The organism is Oceanicoccus sp. KOV_DT_Chl (assembly GCF_900120175.1).
GTDB lineage: Bacteria > Pseudomonadota > Gammaproteobacteria > Pseudomonadales > Dasaniaceae > Oceanicoccus.
On record NZ_FQLF01000002.1, the window covers coordinates 1,368,003 to 1,381,337 of the forward strand.

The 13,335-nt window shown below is 44.0% G+C and carries 14 protein-coding genes; 4 read left to right on the top strand and 10 right to left on the bottom strand.

Annotated elements, in window-relative coordinates; translation table 11 throughout:
- The first annotated feature begins 28 nt into the window (after positions 1-28).
- The gene (locus tag UNITIG_RS25575) at positions 29-250 is read left to right on the top strand and encodes a DUF2892 domain-containing protein (RefSeq protein ID WP_101758279.1); all 222 of its coding nucleotides are present in this window, start codon (positions 29-31) and stop codon (positions 248-250) included.
- 79 nt (positions 251-329) lie between these two features.
- On the opposite strand, the gene UNITIG_RS10190 is transcribed toward UNITIG_RS25575, so the two are convergent.
- From UNITIG_RS10190 to UNITIG_RS10235, 10 genes are all read right to left on the bottom strand, one after another.
- Positions 330-1,541 (bottom strand): EAL domain-containing protein, encoded by a 1,212-nt coding sequence (locus UNITIG_RS10190; protein ID WP_101758280.1) that lies wholly within the window; start codon positions 1,539-1,541, stop codon positions 330-332.
- Positions 1,542-1,548: 7 nt separating this feature from the next.
- Entirely contained in the window at positions 1,549-2,583 is a 1,035-nt protein-coding gene (locus UNITIG_RS10195; protein WP_101758281.1) for a chemotaxis response regulator protein-glutamate methylesterase, read from the bottom strand.
- A gap of 8 nt (positions 2,584-2,591) precedes the next feature.
- Entirely contained in the window at positions 2,592-3,053 is a 462-nt protein-coding gene (locus UNITIG_RS10200) for a chemotaxis protein CheD (protein ID WP_101758282.1), read from the bottom strand.
- Positions 3,043-3,870 (bottom strand): protein-glutamate O-methyltransferase CheR, encoded by an 828-nt coding sequence (locus UNITIG_RS10205; RefSeq protein ID WP_101758283.1) that lies wholly within the window; start codon positions 3,868-3,870, stop codon positions 3,043-3,045. Before UNITIG_RS10205 ends, UNITIG_RS10200 begins: the two co-directional genes overlap by 11 nt.
- Before the next feature lie 20 nt (positions 3,871-3,890).
- Positions 3,891-5,546, bottom strand: a complete 1,656-nt coding sequence (locus UNITIG_RS10210; protein WP_101758284.1) for a methyl-accepting chemotaxis protein — start codon at positions 5,544-5,546, stop codon at positions 3,891-3,893.
- A gap of 33 nt (positions 5,547-5,579) precedes the next feature.
- Positions 5,580-6,089: a chemotaxis protein CheW gene (locus UNITIG_RS10215; RefSeq protein WP_101758285.1), complete on the bottom strand. Its 510-nt coding sequence runs from the start codon at positions 6,087-6,089 to the stop codon at positions 5,580-5,582.
- Positions 6,086-8,233, bottom strand: a complete 2,148-nt coding sequence (locus tag UNITIG_RS10220; RefSeq protein ID WP_101758286.1) for a chemotaxis protein CheA — start codon at positions 8,231-8,233, stop codon at positions 6,086-6,088. Before UNITIG_RS10220 ends, UNITIG_RS10215 begins: the two co-directional genes overlap by 4 nt.
- Positions 8,230-8,484 carry an STAS domain-containing protein gene (locus tag UNITIG_RS10225; protein ID WP_101758287.1) on the bottom strand — a complete coding sequence of 85 codons (255 nt, stop codon included), beginning with the start codon at positions 8,482-8,484 and terminating at the stop codon, positions 8,230-8,232. The genes UNITIG_RS10220 and UNITIG_RS10225 overlap by 4 nt, the downstream gene beginning before the upstream one ends.
- 65 nt (positions 8,485-8,549) lie before the next feature.
- Positions 8,550-8,912, bottom strand: coding sequence for a response regulator (locus UNITIG_RS10230; RefSeq protein WP_101758288.1), 363 nt, complete (start codon positions 8,910-8,912; stop codon positions 8,550-8,552).
- Positions 8,913-8,930: 18 nt separating this feature from the next.
- Entirely contained in the window at positions 8,931-10,118 is a 1,188-nt protein-coding gene (locus UNITIG_RS10235) for a methyl-accepting chemotaxis protein (RefSeq protein WP_101758289.1), read from the bottom strand.
- A gap of 582 nt (positions 10,119-10,700) precedes the next feature.
- Here UNITIG_RS10235 and UNITIG_RS10240 point away from each other — a divergent pair.
- The 3 genes from UNITIG_RS10240 to UNITIG_RS10245 all read left to right on the top strand — a co-directional run bounded on the left by UNITIG_RS10240 (position 10,701) and on the right by UNITIG_RS10245 (position 13,331).
- On the top strand, positions 10,701-11,966 hold the full coding sequence (locus UNITIG_RS10240) for an NAD(P)/FAD-dependent oxidoreductase (RefSeq protein WP_369809159.1): 1,266 nt from the start codon (positions 10,701-10,703) through the stop codon (positions 11,964-11,966).
- A 94-nt stretch (positions 11,967-12,060) separates the two neighbouring features.
- Positions 12,061-12,333, top strand: coding sequence for an FAD-dependent protein (locus UNITIG_RS25580; RefSeq protein ID WP_369809192.1), 273 nt, complete (start codon positions 12,061-12,063; stop codon positions 12,331-12,333).
- 101 nt (positions 12,334-12,434) lie between these two features.
- Positions 12,435-13,331 (top strand): ABC transporter substrate-binding protein, encoded by an 897-nt coding sequence (locus UNITIG_RS10245; RefSeq protein ID WP_159931137.1) that lies wholly within the window; start codon positions 12,435-12,437, stop codon positions 13,329-13,331.
- The last annotated feature ends 4 nt before the right edge of the window (positions 13,332-13,335 follow it).

A 13,335-nucleotide genomic window follows, 5' to 3' on the forward strand; every position in this document is an offset into this window, starting at 1 on the left:
CTTCCCTACATTTATTAATGGTGGAATCATGTTTGAACGCAATTTGGGTAATATTGAACGGGTAATAAGGCTTTTATTTGGCATTGGTTTTGGGTTCTGGGCATTTAGCCAACCCTATATGAACCCTATTGAATGGTTCGTTATAGCGATCTCCTTAATGTTGATCCTAAATGGTATATTCTCTCGCTGCTTTATCTGGTGGGCTCTGGGCTTAAATACTTTTAAACCAGTAACTCCAAACTGCGACTAAGCATTAGCTGACTTTTTAGTAGCTACTAGCCAATCAAGCACAACCCGGCCAACAGGGGCTCGCTCAGAACCCCTGCCAGCTAGTTATCACTCCGCAACGCCTTAAGGTCCCTCTGCACCCACGACAATAGTGAATCAGCATCTATTGGACGTGAAAAATAATAACCCTGTACTTCATTGACACCCAGCCCCACTAGCGCAAGAAAGTCTTCTTTGGTTTCAACCCCCTCAGCTACAGTTCTTAAATTCAAGTCTTTTGCCAAACGAACCGTGCTGTCAACAATGGCTCTTAATCTGGGCTTTCCCGCCAGACCATTGATAATACTTCTATCCAGCTTCAATTCAGTGGCGGGAATTCTGGATAACTGTTCAGCATTGGCAAAACCAGTGCCGTAATCGTCAATGGATATAAGAAACCCCTTTAACCTTAAACGTGACAAAATCTGCAAAGACTTTGCAATATCGCCCAATAAAATATTCTCGGTAATCTCGATAGTAATATCAGCAGGCTTAACGCCATGACCACTAACAAAGTCAGCCAAAGAATCAACAAAAGAAGAACTTTCTAGTGATAAAGGCGAGAGGTTTAGTGACAAATTAAAATTTAAGCCTTTATCTTGCCACTGCTTTTTTTGTCTAAGCGCCTGCTCGAATAACACGGTAGTGACAGTACCAATTAATTGATGTTGTTCAGCAGCCAAAATAAATTTATCCGGTGGAATAAAACCCCGATCGGGATGAACCCAACGCGCCAGCGCCTCAACACCTTTTAATAACATTCCCTGACAAGTCAGCTTAGGCTGATAGTGCAAAAATAATTGCTGATCATTAATCGCAGCCAAGAGTTCCTCATAACTTACGCTGTCATCTTCAACCGCAGTAGCCTTTGCGCGCTTATGGCTGGCCAATCTGGTATCGATATTAGCTAAACAAGTCGTAATGACATCTGCGGTGATCGGTTTAGCCGCCGTATCCAGCACCGTCAATCCCTCGGCCTCAGCCATACTTCCGACACTGGAAATAAGCGAAGCATCTTTTGAACTCAGAATTAGAATATTTTGGACAAGGCTCTCTTTGGCAATCTCGCTAATCAATTCAACGCCGTCCATTACCGGCATTTCCAAATCGATTAAAGCAACATCAATCATCTGGGTGCGCAATAAAGCCAGTGCCTGCTGACCATCATGGGCTGAATAAACTTCCGCGCCGGTCTCTTCACAAAGCATCACTGCGTGATTAGCCTGAACTACGCTATCATCAACAACAAGAATTTTTAAACGTTTTTCCGTCATACGTAACCTAATGATTTAACAATTTAGGAATATCATTTAAAGAAGCTATTTGCGATGCCGCGCCAATGTTAATCGCCTCTTTAGGCATACCGAAAACGACCGAAGACGCCTCATCCTGAGCAATCGTCTCCGAACCAACTTTACGCATGGCCAACAAGCCCTGCGCCCCATCATCACCCATACCCGTCATTATTACACCCATTGCATTCTTGCCAACATTTTTCGCTACCGAGCGAAACAAAACATCGACCGAAGGGCAATGACGATTGACTGCAGGCCCCCTAAACACTTTGGCGATGTATTGCGCACCTGAGCGCTGTATTTCAAGATGATGACCGCCAGGAGCTATCAATACCCGCCCCGGAATTAAACGATCACCACTTTCGGCCTCTTTCACTTCAACCTCACACAAATCATTCAGCCGGGCTGCAAACGCAGCGGTGAACTTTTCTGGCATATGCTGCACAACTGCCAGCCCCTGACACGTACGCGGTAACTGGGCAAGAATAAACTCCAAGGCCTGTGTTCCACCCGTCGACGTGCCAATCACGGCAATCCGATCGGTCGTGTGTGCCATCCGGGTAATATCTTTAATTGGCTCTATCAATATGTTAGTTGCTTTTGGTTTATATTGGCGGGCAATTTTAGCCTGTGAGGCAGCGCGGATAATTTGCCAAAATTCTAATTTTGTTTCTTGCAAAAAACCCTGCAACCCCAGCTGTGGCTTCGTCACAATATCGACAGCCCCAGCCGAGAGTGCCTGCAAGCTCAACTCACACCCTTTAGCTGCCAATGAAGAACAGATCACCACCGGCGTAGGCCGCTCAGCCATAATCTCACGTAAAAAAGTTAAGCCATCCATTCTTGGCATTTCAATATCAAGAATAATGACATCGGGCCATTGCTTTTTTAAATGGTTACGCGCAAATATAGGATCTGAAGCGACAGCCATCACAGTTAAATCTGGCGCTTCATTTAGCACTGAAGACAACACCTGTCGCACTACAGCCGAATCATCCACGATCATTATCTTAATCGCCATTCTGTCTCCTAAAGCTGCAACTCTCGCAGCTTAATAGCACCACTAGTCAAATTGAGCGCAACATGGCGGCTCATATTTCCACCACAAGCTGTATACCGGGGAATCATATCAAACAAAGCCATCCAGTCCCTGGCTACTTCAATATTTTTACGTCCAATATTAAAAAATTCATCATCAGAAAAAATTGTAGAACCACCAAATATTCCTACTTCGTATTCATTTAACGCAGCATAACTAAGCATAAGATTTTTCATCGCTACCAGCGCAAACTCAGCATAGACATACTTTTTTCTGCCTTTTAATTGGGAAGTATTTGGCAACAAATAATGGCACATGCCGCCTACTTTAAGCTCTGAATGCCAAGCTGTTATTGCTACACAGGAACCTAGCAACGTGCTGATAATTATCGGGGATTGCGAGAAGCATAATTCGCCGGGCTCAACAATTATATGGTCCAAATTAGTGCTCATGTTGATAGGCCTTTAGCCGATAAATAGATGGCCTAACCAAGTAGAAATCGTCAGTAACTCCATGCAAGGATTCAGAATGACTAACAAACAACCATCCATTAGGTTCCAAACATTTTGCTATTTTTCTGAGCAGTTTTCGCTGCGTATCCTTATCGAAGTAAATCATCACATTGCGCAGAAAAATTATATTAAACTTACCTAAACTCGAAACTGAACCCATCAGATTAAAGCTTTCAAAATTTACTCGCCCCCTCAGCTCAGGGATGATACGCAAAAAACCTTCAAATTCAGCAACACCTTTACGACAGTATTTTTCCAAAAACTCTGCTGATATACCGGAAGTTCGCTGATTTAAATAAATTCCTTTTTTCGCTTGCTGAATTACAGTTTCATTCACATCTGAAGCAAATATTTCCCAGGGATGATAAAAGCAACTAGCTAGCAACATCGCTATGGAGTATGCCTCTTCTCCGGTTGAAGCGGCAGCACTCCAAATTCGAAGCGGCCGCCCGGTTGGCACACCAGGTAATAACGACTGTTTTAAATATTCAAAGTGGGCGGGCTCTCTAAAGAAATACGTTTCATTGGTAGTAATCAGTTCCAGAGCTTGCTGCAACTCCCGCTTTTCCAGGCGCGAGCTCACCATCTGATAGTAATCATCAAAACTGGACAACCCTCTGGCCAGTAACCTTTTAGCTAGGCGGTTTTGCAGTAATGATTTTTTATGAAGCGGAAGAAAAATTCCTGTTTGTGATTGAATTAAAGCCTGAAACAAAATGAAGGTTTCATCACTAGGCGGCAGTAGTACATCATCCATACCGTCTCTCAACTAGTTTATTAACTATCGAATTTCACAAATTTATCATCATCTTCGTCACTAGCTAGTGTTGATTGATCCTGGTCTGAATCTGCCGACCTTAAAGGCACCGCTGTAGACCGAGTATTTCTATAATGCTTTAAATTTCCAAGACGAAAATAGGATATGGATTCCTGTAGCTGCATAGCTTGTGAGCTCATCTCCTCTGAAGTTGAACCTAACTGCTCTGACGCAGCAGCATTCTGCTGCATGGTTTGGCTGACTTGACCAATAGCACTGTTGATTTGATCGACACCCGAGGCCTGTTCCGATGACGCTGCTGCTATCTCCTGAACTAAATCAGCAGTTTTTTGAATGGACGGTACCATTTGCTGCAATAAAGTACCGGCTAAATCTGCCCGCTTAACACTTTCACTAGCTAGCTCACCAATATCCTGTGCTGCCACCTGACTTCTTTCAGCCAACTTTCGCACTTCAGACGCCACTACTGCAAACCCTCTACCATGCTCGCCCGCTCTTCCCGCTTCTATCGCAGCATTAAGTGCTAATAGATTTGTTTGATAGGCAATATCATCAATAACACTAATGCGCTCAGCAATTTTCTGCATCGCTTCAACGGTTTGTGAAACGGCTTCTCCACCTTTACCCGCATCAGCCGAAGCCTGCTGCGCCATACCATCGGTTACACTGGCATTCTCGTTATTCTGCGAAATAGACGCTGACATCTGCTCCATAGAGGCGGACGTTTCCTCAACACTCGCAGCTTGAATTGAAGCCCCTTTTGAAAGTGACTGCGCCGTTGAACTAACTTCCTCAGCCGCAGAAGATAATGAATCAGCGGAACTTCTGACCTCTGAAATAATTTCAGTTAAACGATCTTTCATATTACTGACAGATGCTAACAAGGAGGTGGTATCACCTTTACGTAATTCAACTTCAACATCCAGCTGGCCGTCAGCGACTTTCTTAACCATAGCAGCAGTGTAAGCTGGCTCACCACCGAGCAGGCGAAACATATCCCAGAATATCCATAGCATTATCGCAAGTATCAAAATAATGGACACAGTCATAATTTGGATAAACTCGGTTCTGGCTGCACTATACTGAGCAGCCACTTCAGTATTTGTCGATTTAATGAGGCGATTAAATTCCTCTTCCATAGCAACTGATATTTTTTCCATACCTTTACTAGCGTCACGATCAATTCCTTTGACGGCTTTATCAACTTTTTTTCCAGTCAGCTCATCTTTCGAATTAAAATTTTCTAAAGCGCTACGATATGCTATACCCAGCTTAGCGTGATCTTGTTTAACTTTTTCCAGGTTTTCTGCGTTCTTGCCAGCCTCTTTACTAAATTTAATTGCCTCAGCCAATGCAAGCTGAACATTGTCTTCTGCCTCATTAAATTGCTTTAAATATTTATCATACGTTTTCTTATCATTACCCCTGATCAGAATATTCTTCCACTCCTGAACCTGACCCTTAAATTTTATATGCGCATTTTGTACATTTTGAAAAACATTACCATTGCTCTGTATTTTTCCCAAGTTAAGCACGACAAAAGCATCAAACTTTTCCATAGTCGCCAGGGAATATGTACCCAAAAATATCATCGCCATCGCAATCAGTAACGACAGTATAGTAACTTTCATCTTTAAACTTAACTTGGCTAACATGAGAACATCCTCTCAAACATATTTAATAGGGTTTTAGTCCAATTCAGCTTCTACTAACTTTGCCAGTTCACGCATGGATAAGGTTTTATCCGCATCCAGCAACACAATAAAATCATTATCTTTTTTAGCGATACCCTGAATAAACTCTGCTCGAATTTGTGCGCCGAATGCCGGTGCATCCTCAATATCACTATCCTGTATCTCAGCGACTTCACTCACCGCATCGGCCAACAAACCAAGCGTGTGTTGCTGGCCATCACTTACCAACTCTATTACCACGATACAAGTTCTCCGATGCAACTCTATCGCTGGCCGCCCCAACCGAACTGCCAGATCAATGATCGGCACCACCTCGCCACGCAAATTGATAACACCACTAATAAAACGGGGCATCAAAGGCACAGCCGTTACGCCATCGTATTCAAGAATCTCCCGGGTCTTCGATAGCTCCATACCAAAAAACTCGCCGCCGATACGAAAGGTAAGGAATTGACGAGCTTCAGAAACATCCATACTTAACAATTCCGAGTGTTCACTATTCATGCAGAAAAATCCTCGCGCACACCCTTATGTCTGGACTCCATCAAGACAGCCGAGTGGATTAATTGGGGAATATCCAGAATAAAAGCAATCTCCCCGCCTCCTAATAAACTTGAGCCACCGACACCCTTCAATGCCTGGAAAATAGGACCCAGCGGCTTTATAACCGTTTGAATTTCACCATGCAGAACATCGACAATAATAGCCGCACGATCATTACCAAATTTAACTACGACTAATTTCTCTGGCTCTGTTTTACTCCCCGCTAACGCGAAGATTGATTTTAAACTCAGGTAAGGAACCAACTCTCCACGTAAATTAATGCTATTCCTTCCCGCCACATGCTCAACGGAATTGAAGTCCATACATTCAAGAATAGTCGCTTGCGGAATAATAAAATCGGTACCGTAGGCCGATACGTGAAAACCATCGATGATTGCTAACGTTAGAGGTAACCGAATACGAATCATCGTCCCTTTACCCGACTCGCTTTCTATCTCTATACCGCCTTGTAACGACTCGATATTTCTCCGCACCACATCCATACCAACACCACGACCCGACAAGTCAGTGACGGAATCCGCTGTTGATAATCCGGCATGAAAAATCAGTTGATGAATGTCGTGATTAGATAATTGCTGACTCGCTTCTACAACACCATTATCAATGGCCTTTTGACGAATCCTATTGGTATCGAGCCCGCCACCATCATCTCTTACTTCAATCACAATACTGCCCGCATCGTGGTAGGCTGAAAGCTTTAACAGCCCCTGCTCCGGTTTATTGCGCTCTTTTCTTATACTTACTGGCTCTACACCATGATCAATAGAATTTCTAACAATATGCGTAAGGGGATCGACCAACCGCTCTACCATAGATCGATCGAGCTCAGTTTCCGAACCTTCAAGTACCAGCCTAATATCTTTATCCAGCCCTGCTGCGGTATCCCGAACTACCCGTTGAAAGCGTTGGAAAGTATCACCTATCGGCACCATCCTTAAATTGAGCGCAGCATCCTGAATCTGCTCAGTAATAGACCCCATTCCGGTAACAGCTTCCTCCAGGTCATTATTAGCAACACTATCGCAAAGCAGGTCAATACGTTGACGACTTACTAACAATTCACCAATCAGATTAATTAATTGATCAACACATTCAGAATCAACTCTTATAAACCGGGTAGTACTAGTTCGCTCTTTAGTTTGCTGCTGCAGCGCCGCACTCACTACTTGTGGCGACACCTGCTGCTGGTCCATTAGCATTTCACCTAATGGTTTCTTGGCGCCACTCTCAAATAGTTGGGTAACCTGATCGCTTACTGCATCATCCAGCTCCTTAAGTGTCAGCGCACCACTATTGACTAATATTTCTCCTAGCTTGCGCTGCCCCAAACCAGAAGACTTAATGAGTTTAATATACTCCTCAATAGCACTTTGCGGTGGTACTAGCTTGATCTCGGCGCCGTCAGCAACAAACATAAACGCATCGTTAATAGCCTCTCGACTGGCACTACTTATCAAGCCCAACTCAAAATTAAAATATAATGTTTCGGGATCAAATTTTTCCTTGGCAGGCAAAGTATTAGTAATGGTTTCAAAATACTGAAACTCACCCATCGTTTTTAAAAATTTTAAAATTGAAAGGGGGTCCATTCCGTTTTGCAGTACATCTCCACTCAAGCGGATAGATAAATGCCAGCAGCCTTCACTACTATTATTTTCTTCATTATCTTCCTCGTCATCCGATGACGGCGATTCCTCTGCAAGCCACGGCCCTAACGCTTCTACCAGCTCTTGCTCAACAACTACATTTTCAGCCGAAATCTCTACACCTGCAATTACAGCAGCAACATGACTGCCAATATGATCGCCGCACTTTAATAAAATATTCAGTAAATCTTTTTCAATGTTAAAATCACCATCTCGTGCACGATCAAGGACGTTTTCTACCTTGTGAGTAAAGGCAACAATATTATCCAAACCAAACAACCCGGATGAGCCTTTAATGGTATGAGCCGCCCTGAAAATTTCATTAAGTGTTTCCGGATCGTTATCGCCATCTCCTATTCTAAGTAAGGCAGCTTCCATCTGCTCCAGTAATTCCTGAGCCTCTGCAATAAACGTATCTAGCGCCGCATCCATACTCATACAGCAACGTCCTCTTGCGTTAATATTTTCTTTAAGTTTAGCAAGTTCAATACTGAGTCAGCTGAATCACTGATTTTAGTAAGCTTTATTGATTTTTCTTCAGCGACAGCGTGGGCGAACAACACTAACAATTGTGCGCCAGAAGTATCAATTTCAACTATACCTGATAAGTCTAATTTAAGATCTGCAGCACACCATTCTGGCTTAGCAAACAGTTTGGAAAAATCCTCTTTAGCAGTATAAATTGTCATCTCCCCACTAAAGATAAGGTATAGCAACCACCTGATTTTTTCGCCTTAATTTCCATGAGTAATACTCATATAAGCATCGATACGGCTTTTAGCATTTGCTCAGGCTGGAACGGCTTAACAATCCAGGCTTTAGCTCCAGCGGCCTGACCTTGCTTTTTCTTTTCGTCCGCACCTTCTGTAGTGAGCATAATGATCGGGGTAAATTTATACTCAGCTAACTTTTTAACTTCTGTCACCATGGTAATGCCATCCATGTTCGGCATATTGACATCCGATATTATTAAATGAACTTTTGTGCCATTCAGTTTTGACAGTGCGTCTTTACCATCACATGCTTCAATTACGGTATAGCCCGCCCCCTTTAACGCAATTCCCACCACCTGCCTGACACTGGCCGAATCATCTACTACAAGAATTGTTTTTGACATAAATACTTTTTTCCTTTTTTAAAAAAATGTAACTTCTGACTCATCCGGAACGCCGGCACTTTCCCCTTGAGTATGCACGTCCACCTGCTCTAATGTCGTGAATGTTGCCTGCAACTTTTGCAGCCATTCATTAATATCAATATCGGGGACTACTTCTCCACTCCCTGCAGCCGCCTTGTGCTCTTTCATCAATGCCTCAAGCATATTCATGTCATTAACTACATGTTCTAGAATCTGCCTTACTCGATCCTGAAACTGCAGGGACACTAATACTTGCTCAACATCTTTTTGAACCCGACTACTTTCGCTGATCATGGTTGCGGAGGATTCTGTCATGCTATTACCAAAACTATTAAAATTCTCTAATACTCCGCGAATAGTTTCCTGCGACTGCTCCAGCGTCTCTTCTCCTTGCTTGGAAAATTGATCAGTGCTTTTTTGTGCAGCCTGTAGCAAGGCGTTCACCTCATCAATTCTTTCCGTTATTCTTGCTCCCGTTTCCCCAGAGCGTGTTGAAAGCGTCCGCACCTCATCTGCGACCACTGCAAACCCTCGACCATACTCACCGGCACGCGCCGCCTCTATCGCTGCATTAAGTGCTAGTAAATTCGTTTGCGATGCAATGCCTGCAACTTCGTCACTCATTTCTTTCAGATCATCAGTAATAGCAGAGAGCCTACCAATATCCTCAACCAGATTTTTTTGCGCCGCAATCGAATCGCGAAGTAATTCTATTAACTGCGACAACTCTTTTTCAGAATGTGCAATTATAGAAACCAGACTACCTTCAGCAATACTGTCACTGGTAGATTCCCGGGTCGTGGCTATGGCGATTTGTAGACGCTCGTAAATATCAGCAAAGGTTCTGGTAAGATCGTTAATGGCTTCTTCTGCCTGAGTTTGCGCCAAATTAGTTTGTCGAACCCATGCAGGTAACACTTCAATACAAAGATCACGATAAGCTCCCTGCTTTAATAACTTTTGCTGTGCATTAAGCTCTTGCTCTGCTTTGCTTTTAGCAGCCACCGCTTGATCAACAGAAAATTGCAAGCGCCGAATATTCAAAAAACTATAGACAAACGCCAGCAAAGCTATGATCACACTTGTGATAGCTAACATTAATGACGCCTCACCATAGGCCAATGCACAAACTACAATGACAGGGATGCTGCTGCTAACAACAAGAAGTTGTAGTCCTTTCTTCATAACGATTAAAGCCGGCTTTTTTACGAGATGGATAAAGACTTCTTTTTCTAGCGTAGTTCATTAAAACTAGAAAGCCACAAGAGCCAACGATTAAGCTAATACCAACCAAGCATTTATTGTTTCATTGTGCTGGTAGCTTATATTTTGATAGTAGTCGAAATAAATTTATTGCGTTATAAGCAATTCTACTTAGGCTGCACAACTAATATAACTTCTACCTATATCGCAAATAATTATATTTAATTATTTTTTTATTATGATTTATTTCAATAAATTATAGCCCTATGCGCGATAGAGCATTTCTTTTGTCATTAATAGAGCCCCACTTCTATATTGTAGCCGAGCGATTAACTACGTTACTGATAGGCGCCACAAACTCATCCAACCTTTACCCATACCGCGCAGTTAGTGATCACGCTCTTGTCAGACAGACTATTTAACTGACAATACTCATTCGCACTCAGCTTATCGATCACTACACCTACTCGTGCTAGTATCCACCCGCTTTTGACAGACCAACTCAATGCTCGCCCAATGGTTACCCGCACTATTAACCCCAACTTAATTAATTAATGATTAAAGATGTTACGACTCAACGAAATTAAATTACCTCTCGATCATCACGACAACGATCTTATTGCCGCGATTTTGCTAAGACTGGGCATCCACCGCGATGAATTACTGGGTTATACCGTATTTAAACGTAGCTACGATGCGCGTAAAAAAACCAACATCTTACTGATCTATCAAATTGACGTGACTGTTGAAGACTCCCTACAAGCAAAAATTCTCGATCGCTTTACCGGAAAATCACTGGTGACACCCACACCGGACACCCAATATAGATTAGTTGCGCAAGCTGAGGCCGCCTTTCCTGCCAGCCACCAACAGCGCCCTATTGTCATTGGTTTTGGCCCCTGCGGCATTATGGCAGCATTGCTACTAGCAGAAATGGGCCTCAAGCCGATTGTGCTGGAGCGCGGTCAGGATGTTCGTCAGCGCACCAAAGCGACTTGGGGTTTATGGCGTGAACGCAAACTCAACCCGGAATCCAATGTGCAATATGGCGAGGGAGGGGCTGGCACTTTTTCCGACGGCAAACTCTACAGCCAAGTAAAAGACAAGCGACACTTAGGCCGGAAGGTGTTGGAAGAATTTGTGGCCGCCGGCGCCCCCGAAGAAATCCTGTTTGTGAGCAAGCCGCATATTGGCACCTTCAAACTGGTAAAAATGGTGGAGAACATTCGTGCCCGCATCACAGCCCTGGGGGGCGAAGTCCGCTTCGAACAAAAAGTTGAGCGCATTCATCGTCAGGCACTGGCCAACAACCAAGGACAGGTTACCGGACTAACCCTGAGCAACGGCGAAACATTGCAGAGCCGCCATATCATTCTGGCTATTGGCCATAGCGCCCGCGATAGCTTTGAGATGCTATTAGCAGAAGGGGTCTATATAGAACCCAAACCCTTTTCCATCGGATTCCGTATTGAACACCCACAATCGGTGATTGACCGCGCGCGCTTTGGTGATAATGCCGGCCACCCGATACTAGGAGCCGCCGATTACAAGCTGGTCCATCACTGTAAAAATGGCCGCAGTGTCTACAGTTTTTGTATGTGTCCCGGAGGCACGGTTGTGGCCGCCACCTCTGAGGAAGGAGCAGTGGTCACCAATGGCATGTCACAGTATTCACGTAATGAACGTAATGCTAACGCCGCTATCGTAGTTGGCATTGACCCTGAGCGGGATTACCCCGGCCACATACTGGCTGGCATTGATTTACAACGACAGCTGGAAAAATTGGCTTTTGAGTTGGGCGGCAAAGATTACAATGCCCCGCCCAGTTAGTCGGTGACTTTTTAAAAGACCAACCCTCTTCAATATTAGGCTCGGTAATACCTCTTATAAACCCGGCGTCACCCTCGGCGATTTATCCCAGGCGATACCGGACTTTGCTGTGGCGGCCATTCGCGAAGCTATCCCCGCCTTTGATAAACAAATTAAAGGGTTTGCTATGCACGATGCGATCCTTACCGGAGTAGAAACACGCACCTCCTCACCCATCTGCATTAAACGTGACAAGGATTATCAAAGCATCAATAGCCATGGTCTCTATCCCGCGGGAGAAGGTGCGGGCTATGCAGGCGGTATTTTTTCTGCAGGCATTGATGGCATTAAAGTAGCAGAAGCGGTAGCGCTAGATTTATTACCATAATTTATACCTTATCCATTTTATTTGCGCTTAATACCCGCTACTCTTGCCGCTAGCCCTTCGAACACTAACGGACGCTCCTAGGTGCAATGATTGTTTTCAGAATGATAATAAGCGCATTAAGAAAAACTCTTCTACAATGGCTCAGCGTAGTCTTTTGCCTGTTAGCATCCAAAGTCGCCGCAGGTACTAACGTACAATCAATCGTCACCCTGCCGCCCCAGTCGGGCCAGGAAACCAGCCACCACTATTTCACCCAACTGCTTGAGCTTGCGCTACTAGAAACCCGCGCAAAATTTGGTGAAGCCAATATTGTCTATTCTCGCCCCTACAATCAGGCAGGCGGGATGCTGGAGCTAATGCGCGACGGCAGCAAATTGGACGTGCTGTGGTCCGGGTCTTCCGCTAGCAGAGAGGAACACTTGCTAGCGGTTAAAATCCCGCTAATGAAAGGATTACTGGGCTATCGCATGCCGATTATTCGCCAACAGGATGTTGAAAAATTTTCCGCCATTAAATCCATTGCCCAGCTAAAAAAGTTTACCGCGTGCCAAGGCAGGTACTGGCCAGATAGCGATATATTAGAAAGTAATGGCCTCACCGTTAAACGGTTCGACGAAAATGAGGATATGTTCGTCGCACTCAGTCAGGGCAATTGCGATTACATTTCTCTGGCAGTATTTGAAGGCCAGGCTGAGCTGGATGCTAGAAAAATTCGCCATACGTCACTCATCTATTATCAGGATCTAATTATTTACTACCCCTTCCCCATGTATTTTTTTGTGCAGCGAGGCCAACCTGAACTACACAATCGCATTCAATCAGGACTGGAAAAAATTATTAGCAGTGGCCAACTGAATGAATTAATGCTTAAACATGCCGCTACTAATTTCGTCTTCCCTCTAGACCTTTGGATAAATAAATCCACCATTATTTTAAAACACAACTCACTAGCACTAGACCCCAAAGAGCTTCCACCTAAACTATGGATTCTCCCCTAATCCT

Coding starts and splice junctions, on each gene's coding strand:
- UNITIG_RS10240 (WP_369809159.1), top strand. CDS start 10,701: ATGTTACGACTCAACGAAATTAAATTACCTCTCGATCATCACGACAAC.
- UNITIG_RS10220 (WP_101758286.1), bottom strand. CDS start 8,233: ATGAGTATGGATGCGGCGCTAGATACGTTTATTGCAGAGGCTCAGGAA.
- UNITIG_RS10225 (WP_101758287.1), bottom strand. CDS start 8,484: ATGACAATTTATACTGCTAAAGAGGATTTTTCCAAACTGTTTGCTAAG.
- UNITIG_RS10245 (WP_159931137.1), top strand. CDS start 12,435: ATGATAATAAGCGCATTAAGAAAAACTCTTCTACAATGGCTCAGCGTA.
- UNITIG_RS10200 (WP_101758282.1), bottom strand. CDS start 3,053: ATGAGCACTAATTTGGACCATATAATTGTTGAGCCCGGCGAATTATGC.
- UNITIG_RS10210 (WP_101758284.1), bottom strand. CDS start 5,546: ATGTTAGCCAAGTTAAGTTTAAAGATGAAAGTTACTATACTGTCGTTA.
- UNITIG_RS10215 (WP_101758285.1), bottom strand. CDS start 6,089: ATGAATAGTGAACACTCGGAATTGTTAAGTATGGATGTTTCTGAAGCT.
- UNITIG_RS10235 (WP_101758289.1), bottom strand. CDS start 10,118: ATGAAGAAAGGACTACAACTTCTTGTTGTTAGCAGCAGCATCCCTGTC.
- UNITIG_RS10205 (WP_101758283.1), bottom strand. CDS start 3,870: ATGGATGATGTACTACTGCCGCCTAGTGATGAAACCTTCATTTTGTTT.
- UNITIG_RS10230 (WP_101758288.1), bottom strand. CDS start 8,912: ATGTCAAAAACAATTCTTGTAGTAGATGATTCGGCCAGTGTCAGGCAG.
- UNITIG_RS10195 (WP_101758281.1), bottom strand. CDS start 2,583: ATGGCGATTAAGATAATGATCGTGGATGATTCGGCTGTAGTGCGACAG.
- UNITIG_RS10190 (WP_101758280.1), bottom strand. CDS start 1,541: ATGACGGAAAAACGTTTAAAAATTCTTGTTGTTGATGATAGCGTAGTT.
- UNITIG_RS25575 (WP_101758279.1), top strand. CDS start 29: ATGTTTGAACGCAATTTGGGTAATATTGAACGGGTAATAAGGCTTTTA.